The 20,586-nt window shown below is 66.5% G+C and carries 22 protein-coding genes and 1 tRNA gene; 9 read left to right on the forward strand and 14 right to left on the reverse strand.

What is annotated here, in order from left to right:
• The first annotated feature begins 49 nt into the window (after positions 1-49).
• Genes RIB98_11155 through RIB98_11165 form a run of 3 tightly spaced genes read left to right on the forward strand, consistent with a single transcriptional unit; the run spans position 50 to position 2,653 of the window.
• Positions 50-1,093, forward strand: a complete 1,044-nt coding sequence (locus RIB98_11155) for a lysophospholipid acyltransferase family protein (protein MEQ8841531.1) — start codon at positions 50-52, stop codon at positions 1,091-1,093.
• On the forward strand, positions 1,090-1,884 hold the full coding sequence (locus RIB98_11160; GenBank protein ID MEQ8841532.1) for a DUF1295 domain-containing protein: 795 nt from the start codon (positions 1,090-1,092) through the stop codon (positions 1,882-1,884). Before RIB98_11155 ends, RIB98_11160 begins: the two co-directional genes overlap by 4 nt.
• Positions 1,877-2,653: an inositol monophosphatase family protein gene (locus RIB98_11165; protein MEQ8841533.1), complete on the forward strand. Its 777-nt coding sequence runs from the start codon at positions 1,877-1,879 to the stop codon at positions 2,651-2,653. Before RIB98_11160 ends, RIB98_11165 begins: the two co-directional genes overlap by 8 nt.
• Before the next feature lie 4 nt (positions 2,654-2,657).
• Here RIB98_11165 and RIB98_11170 read toward each other — a convergent pair whose 3' ends face one another.
• The 7 genes from RIB98_11170 to RIB98_11200 form a co-directional block, all read right to left on the reverse strand.
• Complete coding sequence (locus tag RIB98_11170) at positions 2,658-3,317, reverse strand: DUF3105 domain-containing protein (GenBank protein MEQ8841534.1); 660 nt, start codon at positions 3,315-3,317, stop codon at positions 2,658-2,660.
• Between the two features lie 88 nt (positions 3,318-3,405).
• Positions 3,406-4,326, reverse strand: a complete 921-nt coding sequence (locus tag RIB98_11175; GenBank protein ID MEQ8841535.1) for a FliA/WhiG family RNA polymerase sigma factor — start codon at positions 4,324-4,326, stop codon at positions 3,406-3,408.
• A 211-nt stretch (positions 4,327-4,537) separates the two neighbouring features.
• On the reverse strand, positions 4,538-5,527 hold the full coding sequence (locus RIB98_11180) for a Gfo/Idh/MocA family oxidoreductase (GenBank protein MEQ8841536.1): 990 nt from the start codon (positions 5,525-5,527) through the stop codon (positions 4,538-4,540).
• Positions 5,524-5,679 carry a hypothetical protein gene (locus RIB98_11185; protein ID MEQ8841537.1) on the reverse strand — a complete coding sequence of 52 codons (156 nt, stop codon included), beginning with the start codon at positions 5,677-5,679 and terminating at the stop codon, positions 5,524-5,526. The genes RIB98_11180 and RIB98_11185 overlap by 4 nt, the downstream gene beginning before the upstream one ends.
• A gap of 69 nt (positions 5,680-5,748) precedes the next feature.
• A tRNA-Ile gene (locus RIB98_11190) sits at positions 5,749-5,822 on the reverse strand.
• A gap of 68 nt (positions 5,823-5,890) precedes the next feature.
• Positions 5,891-6,601, reverse strand: a complete 711-nt coding sequence (locus RIB98_11195) for a DUF3566 domain-containing protein (GenBank protein MEQ8841538.1) — start codon at positions 6,599-6,601, stop codon at positions 5,891-5,893.
• Positions 6,602-6,685: 84 nt separating this feature from the next.
• On the reverse strand, positions 6,686-7,537 hold the full coding sequence (locus RIB98_11200; protein ID MEQ8841539.1) for a DUF3445 domain-containing protein: 852 nt from the start codon (positions 7,535-7,537) through the stop codon (positions 6,686-6,688).
• Between the two features lie 53 nt (positions 7,538-7,590).
• Here RIB98_11200 and RIB98_11205 point away from each other — a divergent pair, with 53 nt between their 5' ends.
• Positions 7,591-7,734, forward strand: coding sequence for a hypothetical protein (locus RIB98_11205; GenBank protein ID MEQ8841540.1), 144 nt, complete (start codon positions 7,591-7,593; stop codon positions 7,732-7,734).
• Here RIB98_11205 and RIB98_11210 read toward each other — a convergent pair.
• The 5 genes from RIB98_11210 to RIB98_11230 all read right to left on the reverse strand — a co-directional run bounded on the left by RIB98_11210 (position 7,708) and on the right by RIB98_11230 (position 14,320).
• Entirely contained in the window at positions 7,708-8,067 is a 360-nt protein-coding gene (locus RIB98_11210) for a pilus assembly protein TadG-related protein (protein ID MEQ8841541.1), read from the reverse strand. The genes RIB98_11205 and RIB98_11210 overlap by 27 nt on opposite strands.
• 91 nt (positions 8,068-8,158) lie before the next feature.
• Positions 8,159-10,708: a DNA gyrase subunit A gene (gene gyrA, locus RIB98_11215; protein MEQ8841542.1), complete on the reverse strand. Its 2,550-nt coding sequence runs from the start codon at positions 10,706-10,708 to the stop codon at positions 8,159-8,161.
• Entirely contained in the window at positions 10,708-12,684 is a 1,977-nt protein-coding gene (locus tag RIB98_11220; protein MEQ8841543.1) for a DNA topoisomerase subunit B, read from the reverse strand. Before RIB98_11220 ends, gyrA begins: the two co-directional genes overlap by 1 nt.
• A 215-nt stretch (positions 12,685-12,899) precedes the next feature.
• Positions 12,900-13,238 (reverse strand): DUF721 domain-containing protein, encoded by a 339-nt coding sequence (locus RIB98_11225; protein ID MEQ8841544.1) that lies wholly within the window; start codon positions 13,236-13,238, stop codon positions 12,900-12,902.
• Positions 13,235-14,320 carry a DNA replication/repair protein RecF gene (locus RIB98_11230; protein ID MEQ8841545.1) on the reverse strand — a complete coding sequence of 362 codons (1,086 nt, stop codon included), beginning with the start codon at positions 14,318-14,320 and terminating at the stop codon, positions 13,235-13,237. Before RIB98_11230 ends, RIB98_11225 begins: the two co-directional genes overlap by 4 nt.
• A 78-nt stretch (positions 14,321-14,398) precedes the next feature.
• On the opposite strand from RIB98_11230, the gene RIB98_11235 reads away from it, so the two are divergent.
• The gene (locus tag RIB98_11235; GenBank protein MEQ8841546.1) at positions 14,399-15,583 is read left to right on the forward strand and encodes a low temperature requirement protein A; all 1,185 of its coding nucleotides are present in this window, start codon (positions 14,399-14,401) and stop codon (positions 15,581-15,583) included.
• Here the strand turns inward: RIB98_11235 and dnaN are convergent.
• Positions 15,576-16,679 carry a DNA polymerase III subunit beta gene (gene dnaN / locus RIB98_11240; protein ID MEQ8841547.1) on the reverse strand — a complete coding sequence of 368 codons (1,104 nt, stop codon included), beginning with the start codon at positions 16,677-16,679 and terminating at the stop codon, positions 15,576-15,578. The two genes, RIB98_11235 and dnaN, sit on opposite strands and share 8 nt — an antisense overlap.
• Positions 16,680-16,953: 274 nt before the next feature.
• Positions 16,954-18,324 carry a chromosomal replication initiator protein DnaA gene (gene dnaA / locus RIB98_11245; protein ID MEQ8841548.1) on the reverse strand — a complete coding sequence of 457 codons (1,371 nt, stop codon included), beginning with the start codon at positions 18,322-18,324 and terminating at the stop codon, positions 16,954-16,956.
• 421 nt (positions 18,325-18,745) lie between these two features.
• On the opposite strand from dnaA, the gene rpmH reads away from it, so the two are divergent.
• The 4 genes from rpmH to yidC are packed head-to-tail and all read left to right on the forward strand — an operon-like array spanning position 18,746 to position 20,583.
• On the forward strand, positions 18,746-18,880 hold the full coding sequence (rpmH, locus tag RIB98_11250; protein ID MEQ8841549.1) for a 50S ribosomal protein L34: 135 nt from the start codon (positions 18,746-18,748) through the stop codon (positions 18,878-18,880).
• A complete protein-coding gene (gene rnpA, locus RIB98_11255; protein MEQ8841550.1) occupies positions 18,877-19,245 on the forward strand; it encodes a ribonuclease P protein component in 369 nt (122 codons plus the stop codon). The genes rpmH and rnpA overlap by 4 nt, the downstream gene beginning before the upstream one ends.
• Positions 19,245-19,484 carry a membrane protein insertion efficiency factor YidD gene (gene yidD / locus RIB98_11260; protein MEQ8841551.1) on the forward strand — a complete coding sequence of 80 codons (240 nt, stop codon included), beginning with the start codon at positions 19,245-19,247 and terminating at the stop codon, positions 19,482-19,484. Before rnpA ends, yidD begins: the two co-directional genes overlap by 1 nt.
• Complete coding sequence (gene yidC, locus RIB98_11265; GenBank protein ID MEQ8841552.1) at positions 19,477-20,583, forward strand: membrane protein insertase YidC; 1,107 nt, start codon at positions 19,477-19,479, stop codon at positions 20,581-20,583. Before yidD ends, yidC begins: the two co-directional genes overlap by 8 nt.
• Positions 20,584-20,586: the final 3 nt, after the last annotated feature.

The raw sequence follows: 20,586 nt of genomic DNA on the forward strand, positions 1-20,586 counted from the left end.
GCATCTCCGGTCGAAGCCCGCGCGGTGCCGGAGCGCTAGCGTCGCTTCCATGGCTGACCTGCCGAGGCCGGCGATCCGTCGACCGATCAGCATCTCCGTGCTGAGCCTCACGTTCTTCGTGGTGCTCGCGCTCACCCCGGTGGTCCTGGCCCTACTCGCCGTCGTCGACATCGTCACCCGCAGTCGGTTTCGGCGGGCCCGGATCTGGCTGATCACCCTCGCCGTCCTCTTCAACGAAGGGCTCGGTACCTGGCTCGCCCTCGCCATGATCGTCGCCCACCTCGGCCGACTCGACGGTTCGCGATCCCAGGAGCGGTTCCACCGACTGATGGTCTGGTGGGGTGGACGGCACCTCGCCTACCTCCGTCGTCTCGCCGGGGTGCGGTGGTTCGTCGAGAACCCCGAGGAGGCGGTCGAGGCGAACGCGATCGTGCTCGCCCGTCACGCGAGCCACCCCGATGCGATTCTGCCCATCCTGCTCTTCGGCATCGAGGGCGGTCATCACGTGCGCTACACGCTGAAGGACGATCTCCAGTGGTCGCCGGCCATGGACATCGTCGGCAATCTCCTCCCCCACGTCTTCGTGGACCGTTCGCCGGGAGCCGACTCACCCCTGTGGGATCGCATCCGCGAGCTCGCCACCGGCGTCGACGATCACACCGTCACCGTCATCTTCCCCGAGGGCACGTTCTTCACCCCCGCCCGGCTCGACCGGGCGGCCACCCGGATCGCCCGGACTCGGCCCGACCTCGAGGAGGCGGCCCGCTCGCTGCGTCACCTCCTGCCGCCGCGACCGGCCGGCACCCACGCCCTGCTCGAAGGTGCGCCCGACGCCGACCTCGTCCTCGTTGCCCACGAGGGCATGGAATCGTTCGGTGATCTCGCCACGATCCGGGCCAACCTGCCCCTGACCGACCCGGTACGGGTCCGTCTGTGGCGCATCGCCCGCGCCGACGTGCCCGACGACCAAGATGACTTCATCACCTGGCTTCTGGATCGATGGCTCGACATGGATCGATGGATCGACGAACGTGTGCTCGAGCGACGTTCCGGCCAGCGTGCGTCGTCCTCCGGAAGGGAGCTCCGCCCGTGAGCGGTCATCTCGATGTCATGATCGGGGCCGCCCTCGGCATCGTCTTCCTCATGGTGGCCACCTGGCTCGTCAGCCTCGTGCAACGCAACGCGAGCATCGTCGACATCGTCTGGGGCGCCGGCTTCGTGGTCGTCGCGTGGATCAGTCGGGCGATCGGCGACGGGAACGACGATCGCATGAACCTGCTCACCGCGATGATCACGATCTGGGGTGCCCGTCTCAGCATCTACCTCTGGTGGCGCAACCACGGCAAGGAAGAGGACTTCCGCTACCAGTCGATGCGACGGCGACATGGCGACCGTTTCCCACTGCGTTCGCTCGTCACCGTCTTCGGGCTGCAGACGGTGGTCATGTTCGTCGTCGCCCTACCGGTGCAGTTGGCCGCCACGCCGGCCTCGCCCGACATCGGATGGATCGCCGTGGTCGGCGTCGCACTGTGGGGCGTCGGCCTGTTCTTCGAGACGGTCGGCGATGCTCAGTTGGCCCGCTTCAAGGCCGATCCCGACAATGCCGGCGCCGTGATGGACCGCGGTCTGTGGCGCTACACCCGACATCCGAACTACTTCGGTGACTTCTGCATCTGGTGGGGCATCTTTCTCGTCGCCGCCGAGACGGCCGATGCCCGCATCGGCGTCATCGGTCCGTTGCTGATGTCGTTCATGCTGCTCGAGGTGTCGGGTGTCGCCATGCTCGAGCGGGGGCTGATGAAGCGCCGCGAGGGCTACGACGACTATGTCGCCCGCACCGCCACGTTCTTCCCCCGACCGCCCCGAAAGAGCACCAGTGTCTAGTTTTCCCCCGGTCGACCCCTCGCTGGTCGACGCCGCCGTCGAGATCGCCCGCATGGCCGGCGAACTCACGCTCGGCTGGTTCCGCAACGACGACCTCGCCGTCGACCACAAGGCCGATGGCTCTCCCGTCACTGCGGCCGACCTCGCGGCCGAGTCGCTCATGCGTGACCAGATCGCGGCACGGTTCCCCGATGACGCGGTGATGGGTGAGGAGCACCAGGACACCGAGGGCACCAGCGGGCGCTCGTGGGTGATCGATCCGATCGACGGCACGAAGGCGTTCACCAAGGGCGTTCCCCTCTACAGCAACCTCCTGGCGATGGTCGACGAACACGGCCCCGCCGTCGGCGTGATCAATCTTCCGGCCCTCGGCGAGACCGTCTGGGCGGGGCGGGGGCTCGGCGCGTTCCACAACGGCACCCCGTGCCGGGTCAGCGATCACGCGTCGACCGACGGCGCCTACGCGATGACGAGCGGGTTCGGCTACTGGCCCGCCAACGCCCTTCGCTCGGTGCTCGACAGCCCAATGGTGTTCCGGACCTGGGGCGATGCCTACGGCTATGCGCTCGTGGCCACCGGCCGGGCCGAGGCGATGATCGATCCGCTGGCGAACCCGTGGGACGTTGCGCCGATGGCGGTGATCGTGCCCGAAGCCGGCGGTCGCTACTCCACCTTCGACGGCGACGATGGCGCCGACGCCTGGCGAACCGGTTCGGGCGTGGCGACCAACGGCCTCGTCCACGACGAACTGCTCGCCCTCTGGCAGTAGTTCCTCAGCCGAGCACCTGCGCCACGATCTCCTCGAACGCGGCGTTGGGGTCGGCGGGCGGTGATCCGATCTGACCGCCACAGCTGGCGCCGGCCTCGGGGGCGGTGGGCGACTTGCGGGCCTCGTAGGTGTCGATGAACTCCTCGAACATGGGGTCACCGACACGATCGAGGGCGAGTTGGCGGGTCCACGCCGTCATCACGATGGGATTCTGGAGTCCTGGGTAGGGCGCCGCCAGCAGGTGCGATTGCCCCGCGACCCGGGCTTCGATGGCCGCGATCTCGTCCGATGGGAGATCCGGGGAGTAGGCGATCCACACCGCACCGTGCTCGAGGGCGTGCACGGCGGTCTGGTCCTGCACCGGCGCCGTGTAGAAGCCGCAGTTCTGCCAGGCGTCGAAGTGGTCGCCGCTGGCCGGCGGCCGCTGATCGTAGGTCGGGCAGAACACATGGTCCCTGCCCTCGTCGGGCAGCTCGGTGACGACACCGACCTCGAGGAGTTCGGGCTCGGGCATCGATTCGCCCAGACAGAGCTCGATCGCACCCATGACTCCACCCTCGTCAACGGTCACGGTGGGGGCAGCGTCGGAACCGTCCTCGCTGCTGCACGCACCGGCCAGAACGGCGACTGCGAGCGTGACGAAAAATGCAGCGTGGCGACCCATGGGCCGCCACGCTACCTCTGCTTGCTACGTCATCGTTCTGTACACATTGGCGACGGGAGGTCGCCCTCCCGGTCGCAGTTCTCTCGGGTCAGCGCAGCCCGACGATGGCGGGGGCGTCGGACTCGATCAGGTTGATCTGTTCCATACGATCGGCGAACGCCGAGGCTTCGGAGATCCCCTTGGCGTAGGTGGCCTTGCGGCGAGCGACACGGCCGGTGACGTCACACGGCTCGGGCGTGTCGGACACGTACTGCGCCTCGATGCCCTCCTGCAGCATCAGCAGCGACTCCGAGCGGAGCTGGCTGATGCGGGACTCGGTGACACCCAGGAAGTCGGCGAGGTCCTGCGAGGTACGACCCTCGAGGAAGTAGCCGACGACCACGAGACGATGCCGCTCGGGAAGGAGCGAGATGGCGTCCCGCAGGTAGCCGTGGAGCTCGCGGGTCTCGAGTTCGGCGGAGGGCTCGATCGAGCTCTCGTCGACGAGCACGTCGACCAGGGTGAGATCCTTCTCGACGTCGTCGGCCGTCTCGTGTTCGAGGGCGAGAACGACGGAGCGGAACATCCGATCCTGAAGACGATTGAGTTCGCTCTGGCTCATGCCGAGCGCCTCGGACATCTCTTCCTTGGTGGGCACACGGCCCAGCTCGGTGGCGAGACGCTGCTCGGCCCCTTCGAGCTTGCGGGCGAGGTTGCGAACCGAGCGCGGGGCCCAGTCGGCGGCACGAACGGCATCGAGGATGGCACCCCGGATGCGCTGGGCGGCGAAACGCTCGAACGGCACACCGCGGTCCTCGTCGTAGCGCCGAGCGGCTTCGACCAGACCGAGCGCACCGGCCCGGGCCAGGTCGTCACGATCGACGTGACGGGGGAAGTGCACGGCCACCTGGAACACGATGTGCTTCACCAGCGGCAGGTTGTCCTCGATCATCTCGGCGAGCTCGGCGTCCATGGAGCCGGCCCCCTGATCGGGACGCACGCGGCGACGGCTCGCCCTCGTGCTGCGCATTCTCTGATCGGTCTCGCCCTTGTTCATCGCCCCGGAACTCCCTCGTGGTTGAGTGTGAAGTCGGTCTCGTACCGAACTTCTTCCAGCGGAGATGGTTTCGGCGGAAGGCCCAAAGTCCTTTAGCGATTTCTCGAAAAATGTCCCAGATGGCCCATATCGAGCGTCGTTCGAACCCTTCTACGGCACGTTCGCGGGTGACCTTGAACCCGATTCACAGGAAGGTCGTCACACCTTCGAAACGCATCGGTCGAACCCCACAATCCGCGACGGCGTGCAGAAGAGTCAGTGACTCGGCCATGCCGGCGAGCCCGTACGCCCCGGCCTGGGCGCGACCCTCGAGCACGTGCAGGGTGGTGCACGCGGCCACCGCACCGGCCGCCACCGCGGGACGTTCGATGGCCCCCATCACCAGCACCTTGCGCTCGATGCCCACGCGTCCGCGCACCTCCACCCGAACCGCGCCGATGCCACCCTCGGCGTGGGGTCGGCGCATCATCGGGAGAGGGGCGGTCAGGCGATCCCGTCGGGTTGCCGCCTGGCGGGCGGTGACCCGCTCGACCCCCTCGAACTCCGGCACCAACAACAGGGCATCGGGCAGGCCGGCGCGATAGCAGTCACGGCCACCGATCGGATCGGGGAAGTAGACGAGTTCTCGTCCCGAACCGCCGGCCCGACGGGTCCACTTGCCATCTCGCCAGTCGAGGCCGGTCGACGAGAGCGCCCGATGGTGCTGACGGGCACAGGCCGGCCCCCCGGTACCCACCTTGGCGACATGGACCTCCTCCACACGATCGAGCTCGGTCGCGCCATGGCGAGCCAGGAGCCCGGTCAGACCCGGCATGAACCCGGCGCCGATCACCACGGCGACCCCCTGGTGACGAGCTTCCTGCTCGAGGGTCAGCAGCCGCCGCACCTCGGACATCTGATTGGAGGTCGACACCACCGGCACGCCGCGATGCACGGCACGGCGGGCGATCGCGGCGTGAGACCCCGGTGACGTGGCCACGACGACCGCGTCGACGTCGGCATCGATGCCGCGACCGGAGCCGTACACGGTGCCGGACCCGAGCGTGTTCACGAGCTCCCTGGCCTTCGCCTCCTGCTGGTCGCGGATCTCCACCCAGGCCACCAGCCCGCTGGACCGCAACTGTCGCGCGATCCGGGCGCCGGTGGCGCCCGCACCGAAGATGACGACCTTCACTGGAGGTCGGGGCCCTCGAGCTCGCGCCAGCCGCCCTTCTGCGGCGGCACGCCGCCACTGCCGCGTACGCGGATCGCCGCCGCCACCGAGATGCCGGCGAAGATCGCGACCATGGCGCGACGCACGAGTGTCACCAGACCACGACCGCCCATCGGACCCCTCACGGAAATGCGGGGAGCTCCGCCCCTCGGCGAAACTCCGTGGAACTCGAAGAATTCCCGTGGGGCTAGCAGGAGTCGAACCTGCGACCTCACCCTTATCAGGGGTGCGCTCTAACCAACTGAGCTATAGCCCCGTGAGGCGCACACGCTACCGGTGAGGGCTCACGCTCGCCAACATGTCGGGCGATGTGGAATCGAGGCCTCAGCCCGCCGGTTCGTCGGTCTCGGCCGTCTGGGCGGTGGGCAACACGGGAACCGGCTCGTCGCGGCGCTCGGGCTCGGCCAGACGCGGGGGTCCGGTCGGCGCGACCTCGCGTTCGCCGGGCGCCGGACCGGCGATACGTGCCCCATGGCGGGGCCGGGTGCGCTTGGGTCGAGGGCGCGCGGTTTCTTCCTCGACCACGGTGAAACGCACACCACCGGTGAGGTCGCTGATCAGGTTGAACAACACGGCCATCAGCACCGTGAACCCGGACCCGGCGACCACGAGCACGAGCCCACCAATGGCACTGGCCCGGAAGATCTCGTCGGCGTTGAACTCGAAGCTCTCCAACGCGAAGAGTTCGGTGACGAAGTTCTCGACATTGTCGACGGTGCCGGACCCCACGGCGAAGCTCCACAGGATCACACCCGCGATCAGCAGGATCACCCAGAGGCAGAAGTAGAAGATCAGCGAGACCTTGAGCACCGACCATGGTTCGACATGACGAACCAGCCGGCGCACCTTGCGGGCTCGGAGCCGACCGGCAGTACGCCGGTCGCGCAGCGACGGCCGCGGTGCGCCGGTGTTGGCCGGGGCCGTGCCGTTGTCTCGTTGCAGTTCACCCGACGACGGTTCGTCACCGGGCAGCACGAGTTCCTCGCCGGTGGCAAGGCGGAAGGTGGCGTCGTCGGGATCGGGAAGCTCGCTCATGGTGTGATGCGCACTCCGCCGCCCGCGGCGGGAGCACCGGGAAAGTGTAGAGGACGAATTCGACCGGACCGCCTCACCCCGGATTCATCCTGTGAAGGACCGTAGCCACGCAACCACCATCGGGCGGATGCCGTCGAGGTCTTTGTAGTGCGCCACGTCGATCGGGATGCGTTCGAGTTCATCCGCGAAACTGGCTGCGGGGAGCTGCGCCGCCACTCCATTCAGCGGCCACACGTGAACACGGATCCCGAACACCACGGCCTCGTGGCCGGTCAGGCGGCGCAGTGTCTGTCGCTCGACGCGCACGAACAACTGGTCGCCGATGTGGTCGGGCACCCTGGCCGGCGCCTGGGGCTCGTGCGGGCCGAGGCGGCGGCTCGGGTCGTCGACCAGCGACCAGTTGAGACGGGAGGCGATCACCCCGGGGCTCATCCGATCGAAGAACCGGTCGACCTGGCGGCCGAGATGTTCGTCGTAGCCGGGCACGGGCGCGTGGATCTCGGCCAGCGAACGCCCGAGCTTGGCCGGGACGTCCCATCGCGTCGGGAAACACACCGAGGCAGCGGTCATCGTCCATGCCCCGTCGAGCTGCTCCATCAGACACAGGTCCTCCTGTACGCTGCAGCCGGCGGCGTCGAGGGGATGGCGCGGACCGACACCCGCCGGCACGGATGCCAACCCGCGGTCGACGAGATCAGCGGCGACCAGGTCTCGGACCTCGGCTGCCGCGGCCTCGCTCCCGGGCAGGGCCACGAACGTCTCGTCGGGCCATCGCCGCCGCAGGTCTGCCTTCTCACGCAGGTCGTCGGTTCGGAGGTCGTCGGGTTGCAGCCACTGTGCACGATCGGTCGCTCGCACGCCCATGCGCCACCGGAAGGTGTCGCTCGGCGCACCGAAGAGCGAGGGGTGCACGACGTCGACGAATCCCATGGGCATCGATCCCAGGCTCGCACGACGACGGGGTCAGAGCACGGACGTGGTGGTTCCTCGTGGCGCTCGAGGAACCCGTGACCCGCGTCGTGCAGTTGGCCGTCCGCGCCGCGAGCGCCACCCACCCGGCCTTTTTCGCCGGGCGCGACACGCTGGTCGCCGCGGCCGGCCAGCTCTCACTCGTCAGCAGTCCGGCGGCCTGACGGCACCCACTCGACCGACCGCTCGGCCCGGGCTCGAGCCGTTGCGACGCCCACCCGCACCACCACCTCGACCTCGGAACCGTACGCCTCGTAGTCGACCAGCGTCCCGCCGTTGGCCCCGGCCACCCCCTCTGCGGCCCCACGCCCACTCGCGGCACCGGCGAGCGCCGCGGCATCGGCCGCGGTACGAGCCCGAGCCGCATGATCGGCCGCCGTCCCCGCCCGCACGACCAACACCAGCGCCACCATCGCGACGGCGACGACCACCAGCAACAAGGGCAGGGCCTGCCCCCGATCATCCCTGTACCGCACACCGCTGTACCGCACGACCATGTGCCCACCTCGCATGTCCACTTCGGATCGGTGGGGAAAGTCGAAGGAGGGGAAGTGGCGACGAGGGTAGCGGCGCGACTCGCGGGCCGAGCTACTCCTCGGGCGGTGGCGTGGTCTCGGCCTCGGTCTCTGTGTCCGTGTCGGCGTCAGCGAGCGCCTCGACGACCTCTTCGGGAACCGTGACGAGGGCAATGGACGCCACTGAGTCGTCCGCGTCGGGACTCATGACCCTGACGCCACTTGCGGTGCGACCCTGTTGGGAGATGTTCTCCACCGGGGTACGTATGAGCACCCCGGCCGAGGTCATGGCGAGGATCTCGTCGTCGTCGTCGACCATCAACGTGCCGACCACCGAGCCCTTGTCCTCGGTGATCTTGATGCCGACCACACCCATGCCGCCGCGTCCCTTGGCCGGATAGTCGTCGACTGGGGTCCGCTTGCCGTAGCCCTTGGTCGTGATGTGGAGCAGGGTCGAACCCTCACGGGCGATGTCACAGGCCACGACCGCGTCACCGGTCTTCTTGAACTTCAGGCCGATGACGCCGGCCGCGTTGCGACCCATCTCCCGCACCTGTTCTTCCTTGAACCTGATCGTCTGGCCGAATCGCGACGAGAGCAGGATGTCGAAGTTTCCGTTGGTGGGAATGACCTCGACCAGCTCGTCGTCGTCGTTGAGCTTGATGGCGATCAGGCCGGCTCGCAACGACGAGTCGTAGGCGTTGAACCGGGTCTTCTTGACCCGACCCTTGGCCGTGGCGAAGAACAGATAGCGATTGGTCTCGTAGTCGCGGGTGTCGATGATCGCCTGGATCTGCTCGTCGTCCTGCAACGGCAGCAGGTTCACGATCGCGGTGCCGCGGGCCTGCCGCGATGCCACGGGAACCTGGTGTGCCTTGAGGCGATACACACGCCCGCGCGTGGAGAAGAACATCAGATACGAATGCGCGGTGGTCTGGATCAGGTGGGTGAGGGTGTCCTCGTCCTTGAGCTTGGTGCCGGCGATACCGCGGCCCCCGCGCCCCTGGGTCTTGAACTCCTCGGCCGGCACCGTCTTGACGTAGCCCGACGCCGACATGGTGAAGACCAACGGGTCGTCGTCGATCAGGTCTTCGATGTCGAACTCGCCGGGATCGATTTCGAGCAGCGAGCGACGCTCTTCGCCGAACTTCTCGCGGATCACTCCGAGTTCGTCGATGATGACCGCACGCAACTTGACGTCGTCCCCCAGGATCTCGAGGAGGCCGCCGATGGTCTCGCGCAGCTCGCCCGCTTCGGTTTCGAGGTCGGACCGGCCGAGTCGGGTGAGTCGACCCAGCTGCATGTCGAGAATGTGGTTGGCCTGGACCTCGCTGAACTCGAAGGGAGCGACCATCAGCGCTTCTCGGGCCGCGCCTCGATCTTCACTCGCACGAATGGTGGTGATGATCTCGTCGATCAGGTCGAGCGCCTTGATGAGGCCTTCGACGATGTGCAGGCGCTTCTCGGCCTGGTCGAGGCGGTACTCCGAACGCCGCGTGATGACCTCGATCTGGTGGTCGACATAGGCCACCAGCGCCGACCGCAGGTCGAGCGTGCGGGGAACACCCCCGACGAGCGCCACCATGTTGACGCCGAAGCTGGTCTGCAGCGGTGTGTGCTTCCAGAGATTGTTGAGCACGACCTCGGGGTTGGCGTCGCGCTTGAGCGTGATCACGAATCGGGTGTCGTCGCCAGAGGACTCGTCGTTGACATCGGCGATGCCCTCGAGCTCTCGGGCGTTGACCAGCTCGGAGATCTTGCGAGCCACGGCACCGGCCGACACCTGGTAGGGGAACGCAGTGACCACCACGGCCTGCCGTTGGCCGCGCTCCTCGATCTCGGTGGCGGCGCGCATCTTCACCGAACCTCGACCGGTGCGGTAGGCCGACTCGATACCGACTCGACCGAGGATCTGACCGCCGGTCGGGAAATCGGGCCCCTTCACGAACTCCATCAGGTCGTCGACGGACGCATCGGGGTTGTTCAGCAGGTGGGTGACCGCGTCACACACCTCGTTGAGGTTGTGCGGTGGGATGTTGGTGGCCATCCCCACCGCGATGCCCTGGCTGCCGTTGACCAGGAGGTTGGGGAACCGGGCCGGCAACACCGCGGGTTCGGTGAAGTCGCCCGAGTAGTTGTCGATGAAGTCGACGGTGTTCTCGTCGATGTCGGCCAGCATCTGCATGGCCAGCTGGTCGAGCTTGCACTCGGTGTAGCGGGCGGCCGCCGGCGGATCCTCGGGCGAGCCGTAGTTGCCGTGGAAGTCGATGAGGGGGTGACGCAGCGAGAAGGGCTGTGCCATACGAGCGAGCGCGTCGTAGATGGCGCTGTCGCCGTGGGGATGGAAGCGGGCCATGACGTCGCCCGTGACCCGGGCGCACTTCACGTGGGCGCGATCGGGGCGGAAGCCCTGGTCGTACATCGACCACAGGATGCGGCGATGCACCGGCTTGAGCCCGTCGCGCGCGTCGGGAAGGGCGCGGCTGATGATGACCGACATCGCGTAGTCGAGGAAGGAGCTCTCCATCTCCTCCTGGATCTCGATGACGGTGACGCCGTCGTTCTCGTCGTCATCGTGTTCGGTGTCGTCGGTCTCGGTCGGGGGTGGCGGTGAGTCACTCATCAGAAGTCCAGGTTCCTGACCTCGCGGGCATTGGTCACGATGAAGTTCTTTCGTTGTTCGACGTCGTCGCCCATGAGGATCGACATCACCTCGTCGGCGATGGCGGCCTGTTCGACCGACACCTGGAGGAGCGAGCGGGAGCCCACGTCCATCGTGGTGTCGCGCAACTCGTCCCAGTCCATCTCGCCGAGGCCCTTCAGCCGCTGGAAGTCCTTCGAGTAGTTCGGTCGCTCGGCGAGGAACCGTGCCTTGGCCGACTCGTCCTTCAGGTACACCGTCTCCTTGTTGGAGATCTTGGTGCTGAACAACGGGGGCTGGGCGATGTAGACGTAGCCCGCCTCGACCAGCGGTCGCATCTGACGGAAGAAGAAGGTGAGCAACAGAGTGCGGATGTGGCTGCCGTCGACGTCGGCGTCGGCCAGCAGGATCACCTTGTGGTAGCGGGCCGCGGTGATGTCGAAGTCGTCGGCGAACCCGGCACCGATGGCGGTGATGAGGGTCTGCACCTCGTTGTTCTTGAGCATCTTGTCGATTCGGGCGCGCTCGACATTGAGGATCTTGCCGCGGATGGGAAGGATCGCCTGCGTACGGGGATCACGGGCCCGGACCGCCGAACCACCGGCGGAATCGCCCTCGACGATGAAGAGTTCGCGACTCTCGGGGTCCTTGGCGGAGCAGTCCTTCAGCTTGTCGGGCATGCCGGCACCGTCGAGCAGCGACTTGGACCGGATCGCCTTGCGGGCGTCGGAGGCGGCCATACGGGCACGCGCCGCGTTGGTGGCCTTGGTGAGGATCACCTTGGCCTCACCGGGGTGCTCCTCGAGCCACTCGGCGAGACGCTCGTTGGTGACCCGCTCGACGAGCGAGCGCATGGACACGTTGCCGAGCTTGGACTTCGTCTGCCCCTCGAACTGGGGGTCGCCGATCCGCACCGAGATGATGGCGGTGAGGCCCTCGCGGATGTCCTCGCCCTGGAGGTTCTCGTCCTTTTCCTTGAGGAACGCCTTCTCGCGGGCGTAGGCGTTGACCGTGCGGGTGAGCGCGGTGCGAAAACCCTGCTCGTGCATGCCACCTTCCATGGTGGAGATGCCGTTGGCGAAGCTGTGGAGACCGTCGGCGTTGAAGCCGGTGTTCCATTGGAACGCGATCTCGACCTCGTGATCGTTGCCGTCGATGGTCTCGGCGCCCTGGAAGTAGCCGACCGCCGGGAAGAGCGCTTCCTTCGAGGCGTTGACATGGCTGACGAAGTCGATGATGCCGCCGTCGTACCTGAAGACGACCCATCCGTCGGGGTCCTCGGTCTCGACCGTGGACGTTGCTCGCTGATCGCGCACCCGGATCTCGAGCCCCCGATTGAGGAACGCCATCATCTGGAAGCGCTCGAGCAGGGTCTGAAAGCGGAAGTCGGTCTCGTCGAAGATCGTGGGGTCGGGCCAGAAGCGCGTGGTCGTACCCGTCCGTGGCGCACCGTCGACAACCGGGGACGCACCGATCGGGGCGAGGCGATCGATGAGATCCCCGCCGTCGGCGAACGACATCGCGTGACGCGTGCCCTCGCGATCGATCTCGACCTCGACCCTTCGCGACAACGCGTTGACCACCGAGATGCCGACCCCGTGCAGACCGCCGGAGACCTTGTAGCCCTCGCCACCGAACTTGCCGCCGGCGTGCAGAACGGTCAGGACGACCTCGGCCGCCGACAGGTCCTCGTATTTCGGGTGTTTCTCGACGGGGATGCCGCGACCGTCGTCGCGTACTTCCACTCCCCCGTCGGCCAGGATCGTGACGTCGATGCCGGTGCAGTGACCGGCCATCGCCTCGTCGACGGAGTTGTCGACGACCTCCCACACGAGGTGGTGCAGACCCGTGGGCCCGGTGGAACCGATGTACATGCCGGGACGCTTGCGGACGGCCTCGAGCCCTTCGAGCACCGTGATGTCTTGTGCGCCGTAGGACGACTCGCTGGTCGTGGTCATTTCGCTCCTCGTTTCCTCAAGCGAATCCTCGGGCCCAGTCTCGATCGAGGGTGTGACACCGTCGACGGGAGGCTGGAGAGAATCGTCTGCCGCACTCACGAACGAGCTCCGGGATCAGTGCCTCGGACATCGTCGTTTCGGAGGGTCTCGGCGCCTCGAAGACGCTGGTGAAACAGCCCGTACACGGTCCCACCAGTGTAGCAGTTACACGCGTGTCATTTGCGCCTCGCGACCCGCACGGTGACGTGGGAAACGCGGTCGGACCCCGACACCGTGGCGACCCGCGAAATCACCTCGTTCTCCAGCCACCGAAGCTCGCTCGCCCAGGTGGAATCGTCGACCGAGACGACCAGCGTGTCACCGTCGATCGACACCGGTCGGGAGTGCTGGGCGACGGCGTCACCGACGATCTCGGGCCACTTCGTGAACACACTGTCGAGCACGTCGACGGAGGGCGCTCGCAGCGTGCCCATCAGTCGATCGAGGGCCCGTCCGACCGACTGAGGATCACCCCGGTCACCGCGGTGTCGCCAGTCACCTCCGAAGGCGTTCATCCGCGGACCTCCCTCACGGTGCCGTCGACAACCTTCAACACCCGATCCGGCACCGCCGCCGGTGGGAGCCACGCCGCCGTGGTGAGCAGCCGCTGCCCACCGGGCAAGGCGTCGAGCAGCGCCTCGGCCCGGCCGGGGTCGAGTTCGGAGAACACGTCGTCCAGCAACAAGATGGGCTCGGCCACACCCGCCTCGCGCACGACGGCATCGGCCGCCAGCCGCAGCGACAGCGCCAACGAGCGCTGTTCGCCCTGTGAACCGTGGGTCCGAGCGGGCGCGCCGGCGATGCGCAGCAGGATCTCGTCGCGGTGCGGTCCCACCGTGGAAACGCCCCGTCGCACGTCGAGGTCACGCGAGGAGACGAGTGCCTCGGCCAGGTCGCCCTCCCAGCTCGATTCGTAGACGGCGTCCACCTCCGCCTCCTTTCGGGCCACCGCGTCGTAGGCGGCGGCCAATCGCGGCGCCATCTCGGCCAGCAGTGATTCGCGGGCCGCCCGCAACGCGTCGCCGGCGGCGGCGAGTTTCGCGTCCCACACGTCGAGGGTGAAGGCCGCGTCGCCGTCGAGACGTCCCCGAGCGGATCGCAGCAGCGCGTTGCGCTGCCGCAGGATGCGGTCGAGATCGTGTCGCAGTGCGTCGTTCTTCGGATGGCGACTGACCAGGGCTTCGTCGATCCACTTGCGGCGGATCGCCGGTCCTCGTTTGACGAGTTCGAGGTCGTCGGGGGAGAAAACCGTCACCTGCACCACGCCGAGCAGGTCTCGCACCCGACCGAGCCGCTGGCGGTTCACCTGGACACGGTTGCGACCGATCCGCGGCAGTTCGGCCTCGATGAGCTGGTCCCGGCCACCGGAGGAGACGACGGTCGCCCGCATGATCGCCGCGTCGCTGCCGACCCGGATCAATGCGTCATCGGGTACACCGCGAAACGACCCGAGCCCGGCGATCCAGCTGATCGCCTCGAGCAGGTTGGTCTTGCCCTGACCGTTCTCCCCGACGATCGCCGTCAATCCGTCGGACAGTTCGAGCGAGGCCGATTCGTAGGACCGGAAGTTCTTGAGCTCGAGGGTCCGGATCTGCACAGCGCTCAAGCTAACAAGACGCACACGGTTGTCGGAGAGGAGCCACGCCGGCGTGTGCGCGTTCTAGAGTCGGCGACCGTGGACGGACCTCACAAACGCACCCTCGCCGCCGGTTGGATCCGACGACCCGATCCCACCGAGGACTTCACCGCCAACCCCGTCGAGCTCTTCTTCGACCTCGCCTTCGTCTTCGCCTTCGCGCAGCTGGTGTCACACCTGGTCCACCACCCCGACGTGGAGGGCATCCTCGAAGCGGCCCTGCTCTTCTGGATGCTCTGGCTGCCGTGGAGCCAGGTCACCTGGGCGACCAATGCGGTGTCGGCCAACGCCCGCAACGTGCAGGTCATCCTTCTCGTCGCCACGGTGGCCTCGGTTCCCATGGCCGCGTCGATCTCCACCGCGTTCGACGACGGCGGCTGGATATTCACCGGATCGGTCGCCGTCATCCTCGCCACCGGTCTCATGTTGCTGATCATGGCCAGCCCCACGGGATCCCCCGAGTGGCGATCGAGTGTGCGCTACGCCATACCCAACGCGGTGGCAGTGGTGTTCTTCTTCGTGGGCGCCGCCGTCGACGCGCAGCCCACCCGCGTCACCCTGTGGTTGGTCGGCATCGCGATCATCGCCGTGGGCACGTTGGGGGCGGGTCGCGGCGATTGGGTCATCCGCCCGGGCCACTTCGCCGAACGTCACGGGCTGATCCTCATCATCGCCCTGGGCGAGGTCATCGTGGCGTTGGCCGTACCGGTACTCGATTCACTCGGCGAACAACGGGGACTTCCCGGCACCACGATCGCCGCGCTCACCGCCGCCGGCATTTTCGCCGCGTTGTTGTGGTGGGGTTATTTCGACCGCCCCCAGCACGCCCTCGAACACCGTTTCGCAGAGCTGGCGGGTCGCGAACGCTCGGCATTCGCTCGCGATGTCTACACCTACCTGCATTCACTGATCGTCGCCGGCGTCATCTTGTCCGCCGCAGCGCTCGAGGAGATCACCCTGCATCCGTCGGACCCTCTCCCGCTCGAGTTCCGCGTGATGTTGTTGATCGGTCTCACCATGTACGTGCTCGCCGTCGAGGTCTCGGCGTGGCGTGCCTACCACGTCATCCCACCGGAGAGAGCGGCCGGCGCCATCGTCCTTGCAGGGGTTCTGTTGTTGGGCGGCTCGCTGGACGGCGTGTGGTTGCTCGTCCTGATCGACACCGTCGTGCTGGTGACCTTCGGCCTCGAGAGTCGTCGGCTCGAACGTCCGACGGTCAGCTGACCCGCACGGGCATCAGCAGGTAGAGGAAGTTGGGATCCTCGGTCGACTTCAACAGGGCCGGCTTCAGCTCGTCGACGGTCTCGAGGATGATCTCGTCGCCGGGCGCCACCTCGATACCGTCGATGAGGTACTCGGGGTTGAACGCCACGGTGAGGTCATCGCCCTTGTAGGTCGCATCCTCGACGGCTTCGTGCGCCTGGCCGACGTCCTGCGTGACGGCCACGAGCTCGAGACCCGAGGACGACATCGCCATGCGAATCGGTGTCGACTCCTGGGCGAGAAGGCGCACTCGGCGGACCGCGTCGAGCAGTGTCAGACGATCGACGCTCAGCTGGTTCGGGTGATTCGTGGGGATGAGGCCGCGATAGTTCGGGAACTCGCCTTCGATGAGACGGGTGGTGACCGAGATGTTGCCGACCTCGAAGCCGGCATCGCGTTCACCCAGTCGCAGGGTGATCTGCTCTGCGTCTCCGACCACCCGGGCCAGCTCCTTCAGCGCACGGCTCGGTACGAGGACCTTCTCCCCCTCACTCAGCACCGAGGTGCCGGCCAGGTCACGCACCGACAACCGGTACGAATCGGTCGAGACGAGACGCAGACCGCCCTCCTCGGCTGCCATCAGGACACCGGTGAGGATCGGACGGGCATCATCGGACGATGCCGCCTTCTCGACCTGCTCGATGGCCGCCTTGAACGTGGTGGCATCAAGGGTGACCGCGCTGCCGCTCGGTGCGGCAAGCTCCGGGAACTCGTCGGCGGGAATGATCCGGATCGCGAACTCCGAGGGTGACGCGACGATACGTGCGTCGTCGTCCTCGACCGTGACGTCGACGCCGCCGGCGCGCACCGAGCGAACCACGTCGGAGGCGAGCTTCGAGGGCAGCACCGCCACTCCGTCTTCGGAACCGGACACTTCGATGTTGACCGAGATCGTCAGGTCGAGGTCGCTACCGGTGACGGTGAGCTGGTCACCCGTGAGTTCGAGACGAACACCGGCCAGCACCGGGAGCGCGCCACCTCGGGTGGTGACGGCACGACCGGCATCGGCGAGTGCTTTGGCGAGGATGTCTCGTTCGCATCGGAACTTCAGGCCCATGGTGCGGTTACTTCTCCCTGTCGTATGGACTTCTGGTTAGTAGCAGTCCATAGGGCTTGTGGATTGTGGACGGTGGTGAGTCTGCCGTGGAACGACGCGGAAGTGGCGTCCCCACGATGTCCCCGCGCGGTCACAGTGTGTGGCCCCCGGCGCGGGGCCTGGTGGATGTCGGGCGACTTTGTGCATCGGGGTCCACTCGTGGTGCCCAGATGATCCCCAGGGCTGTCCCCAACCTGTGTGTGAGCGACGGTTGGGTGAAGGACGGTTGGGTTCGTCACTTGGGATGGTTGAGTCGGTGTTGGAGTTCGGTGACCTTGTCGAAGATCTGCTGACGTTCGCCCATGCGCGCCTCGATCTTGCGGACGGCGTGCATGACGGTGGTGTGGTCCCGGTTGCCGAAGGCCTTGCCGATGTCGGGGAAGGAGAGGTCGGTCATGTTGCGGGTGACGTACATCGCCACTTGGCGGGCGTCGACCAGCGGCCGGCGGCGGGAACCACCGGTGATCTGCTCGATGTCGAAGCCGAACATCTCACCGGTGAGGTCGATGATGCGTTCGGCGGTGACCGGCGGCTTCTCGGCGTTGGTGATCAGGTCGCTCAGGACGAGGGCGGCCAGCTCGCGGTCGAGTGGTTGCTGCGTGAGGTTGGCGTAGGCGGTCACCTTGATGAGGGCGCCTTCGAGCTCGCGGATCGAGTCGGTGATGTTCTCCGCGATGAAGGCGAACACCTCGTCGGACATGTCGATCGTCTTGGATTCGGCCTTGCGACGCAGGATGGCGAGACGGGTCTCGAGGTCGGGACGCTGGATGTCGGTGATCAGTCCCCACTTGAACCGGCTGCGCAGGCGGTCCTCGAGCGTGGGGATCGCGTCCGGGGTGCGGTCCGACGAGAGCACGATCTGTTTGTTGTTCTGGTGCAGCTCGTTGAACGTGTGGAAGAACTCCTCCTGGAGGCCCTCCTTGCCTTCGATGAACTGGATGTCGTCGATCAACAACACGTCGTTGTCGCGATAGCGCCGCTTGAACTCGGGCTGGGTGTTCGTGCGGATCGCCTCGACGAACTCGTTGAGGAAGGTCTCGGTCGACACGTAGCGAACGCGGTACGTCGGGTAGTGATCCGCGACATAGTGGGCAATGCCACGCAGGAGATGGGTCTTGCCCAGACCGGAGTCGCCGTGGATGAAGAGCGGGTTGTAGCTGGCAGCCGGCGTCTCGGCCACGGAGAGGGCCGCGGCGTGGGCGAAGCGGTTGGACGGGCCGATCACGAAGTGCTCGAAGGTGAACTTCTCGTCTCGCATTCCCTCGAGTCCTGCCACGACGGTGGGGGCCGGCGCCGGGTCGTCGGGAGAACGCAGATCCGCGGCGGGGACATCGAAGGCGACCTCGTCCCAGTCCGTGTCGATCTCGACCCGCACGGTCACATCCGTGCTGGTCTCCTCGATGGCGTCCTGCACGAGGCCGAGGTAGCGGCCCTCGATCCGTTCCTTCTGCAGACCGTTGGGCACCACGATGACGAGCTCACCCTCGTCGAATGCCACGGCCTTCGCACCACTGAAGGTCGTACGCCACACGGCGTCGCTGACCTGGGCGCGAATGCTCTCTGCGCAGGTGGTCCACAGACCATCGGCGTCGCCTATCTCATCCACGTGCAATTCTGTCTCCACAGCCGCGTCCACAGGTGTGGACGACCCTCCGTATGCCCAGTCGGAAAGAAACGGTCGGCGAATGGCAAAAATGCCACTTGCTGGTTCCGTACTCCCTCCGGCGTGGGCGGGCAACATACCAACGTTGTGGATAGCTGCAAGCCGAAGTCCGAGGTGGGCGCGAACCGCCAGTTCAGCTCCCGTTTTCCCCAAACGAATTACAACTGTGGAACATCAAATGACATCGATGACATTACGGCAAGGGTGCCGATCGCCCGGTCGCGACGGCCCCAGAGGTTGTCCCGCCTGGTTGTTGACGTTGGCCGGGTGCCATACCGTGACGGGTTGACGTCATCGGTTCCGCCTCATCGGAACCGTCATTCCCGCGGTGCCGACTCCTGCCCGCGGTTTTCGGAGGATCACAATGAAGCGGCCGTATCAGCCCAACGTGCGCAAGCGGGCGAAGAAGCATGGATTCCGTTCGCGTATGAGCACCCGCGGAGGACGCGCCGTTCTTCGCTCTCGTCGTCAGAGGGGCCGCGCCCGCCTGTCGGCGTGATCGGTCGGCTTGCCGGCCGTGGCGCCTTCGCCCGCTTGCGGAATGAAGGCACGCGCCACGGTCGTGGGCCGATCCGCCTGGTCTCTCGATCCGACGAGACGGCCTCGCAAGCGCACATCGCGTTTGCGATACCACGCACCGTGGGAAACGCCGTCGCAAGGAATCGAATTCGGCGCCGGATACGAGCCGTGCTGCAGGAACTCCATCGAGAGAATCCCGCTGTCCCGGCCCGTGGCGAACACCTCATCCGGGTGTCGGCGCCGATCGACGACTGGTCACACACCACACTGCGCCACACCATGTCCCGCCTGCTCGATCTCACTGGTCGCGACACCGACGACAGCACTGTCGCCGGTTCACGCTGATGCGACCGGTCGCGCGCGTCCTGGCGTCGGGTGTGCGTGGCTATCAGCGGCTCTTTTCCGGCCGACCTTCACCTTGTCGACATGTGCCGTCGTGTTCGAACTACGCGCTCGAGGCCCTCGAGGGCCATGGTGCGCGCCGTGGCAGCTGGCTTGCCACCAAACGATTGTGCCGTTGTCATCCGTGGGGCTCCCACGGCTATGACCCCGTGCCTGCTGCTCCAGGAGCTCTAGATGTTTGATCTGATTGCGTCCGTTCTCGCCTTCTTCTACGAGAACGTGCTGGAGAGTTACGGGCTCGCCATCGTCTTGTTGACCCTCGCGGTCATGATCGTCGCCACGCCGCTGACGCTCAAGAGCACCAAGTCGATGCTGCAGATGCAGCGGCTCCAGCCCGAGCTCAAGGCCATCCAAACCCGGTACAAGGACGACCGGCAGAAGATGAACGAAGAGTTGATGGCCTTCTACCAGGAGAACGGCATCAACCCCCTGGGTGGCTGCCTTCCCATGCTCGTCCAGCTGCCGATCTTCCTGGTGCTGTTCCGTGTGGTGCAAGGCATCACCCGTCGCGCAACCGACATCGGCAGCCAGGTCGGCTGGATCACCGGTCGCGTCGGCAGTGACGGGGTCCTCGATCTCCACACGATCGCCACGAGCGAACGGACGTTCGATCCCGAGAACCTCCATCACGACAGCAAGATGTACGAGAGTCTCCTCAACGACACGGAGATGACGTCGTTGGGGATCGACCTCTCTCGCTCCGCGCAGGAGGTCCTGAGCGACAACTTCGTCACCGCGCTCCCCTATCTCGGCCTCATCGTGGTCGTTCTCGTGAGCAGCCTCTACCAGCAGCGACAGATCCAGGGCCGCAACACGGGCGCCCAGATCAACCCGCAGCAGCAGATGATCATGAAGATCCTGCCCTTCATGTTGCCGGTGTTCAGCTTCACGATGCCGGCCGCCCTCGTCATCTACTTCGTCGTCTCGAATCTCTACCGCATTGGGCAGCAGGCCTACATCACCCAGTCGCTGTACAAGGGTGATGACAGTCCAGGCGCCCAGCTGGCGCAGCAACGGGCCAAGGACAAGGTGTCCGGCAAGAGCGGCGCCGACCGGGGTGGCGGGCGAGTGACGCCCAAGAAGGGCGAACCGACGCCCAAGCGCGGTGAGGACAAGGCGACCGCCGGGAAGACCAGGGCGGGTACCGCGAAAACGAAGTCGAACAAGAGCGCGAAGGCGACGGGTGCCGGACGCACCGGCAAGGCCCCGAGCCGTCAGTCCCGTGGCAGTGGACGAACCACTGATCCCGGGGCACCGCAACACAAAAAGCGCAAGAAGTAGCGG

The sequence above is a fragment of the Acidimicrobiales bacterium genome (genome assembly GCA_040219515.1).
Lineage (GTDB): Bacteria > Actinomycetota > Acidimicrobiia > Acidimicrobiales > Aldehydirespiratoraceae > JAJRXC01.

What these genes read in the sequence shown, in the direction of transcription:
- RIB98_11155 (MEQ8841531.1), top strand. Translation starts at nt 50, where the DNA reads ATGGCTGACCTGCCGAGGCCGGCGATCCGTCGACCGATCAGCATCTCC.
- RIB98_11210 (MEQ8841541.1), bottom strand. Translation starts at nt 8,067, where the DNA reads ATGGTCGTGCGGTACAGCGGTGTGCGGTACAGGGATGATCGGGGGCAG.
- RIB98_11220 (MEQ8841543.1), bottom strand. Translation starts at nt 12,684, where the DNA reads ATGACCACGACCAGCGAGTCGTCCTACGGCGCACAAGACATCACGGTG.
- RIB98_11185 (MEQ8841537.1), bottom strand. Translation starts at nt 5,679, where the DNA reads ATGGGCGGTCGTGGTCTGGTGACACTCGTGCGTCGCGCCATGGTCGCG.
- rpmH (MEQ8841549.1), top strand. Translation starts at nt 18,746, where the DNA reads ATGAAGCGGCCGTATCAGCCCAACGTGCGCAAGCGGGCGAAGAAGCAT.
- RIB98_11195 (MEQ8841538.1), bottom strand. Translation starts at nt 6,601, where the DNA reads ATGAGCGAGCTTCCCGATCCCGACGACGCCACCTTCCGCCTTGCCACC.
- yidC (MEQ8841552.1), top strand. Translation starts at nt 19,477, where the DNA reads ATGTTTGATCTGATTGCGTCCGTTCTCGCCTTCTTCTACGAGAACGTG.
- RIB98_11175 (MEQ8841535.1), bottom strand. Translation starts at nt 4,326, where the DNA reads ATGCGCAGCACGAGGGCGAGCCGTCGCCGCGTGCGTCCCGATCAGGGG.
- RIB98_11225 (MEQ8841544.1), bottom strand. Translation starts at nt 13,238, where the DNA reads ATGAACGCCTTCGGAGGTGACTGGCGACACCGCGGTGACCGGGGTGAT.
- dnaN (MEQ8841547.1), bottom strand. Translation starts at nt 16,679, where the DNA reads ATGGGCCTGAAGTTCCGATGCGAACGAGACATCCTCGCCAAAGCACTC.
- gyrA (MEQ8841542.1), bottom strand. Translation starts at nt 10,708, where the DNA reads ATGAGTGACTCACCGCCACCCCCGACCGAGACCGACGACACCGAACAC.
- RIB98_11170 (MEQ8841534.1), bottom strand. Translation starts at nt 3,317, where the DNA reads ATGGGTCGCCACGCTGCATTTTTCGTCACGCTCGCAGTCGCCGTTCTG.
- RIB98_11200 (MEQ8841539.1), bottom strand. Translation starts at nt 7,537, where the DNA reads ATGCCCATGGGATTCGTCGACGTCGTGCACCCCTCGCTCTTCGGTGCG.
- yidD (MEQ8841551.1), top strand. Translation starts at nt 19,245, where the DNA reads ATGCGACCGGTCGCGCGCGTCCTGGCGTCGGGTGTGCGTGGCTATCAG.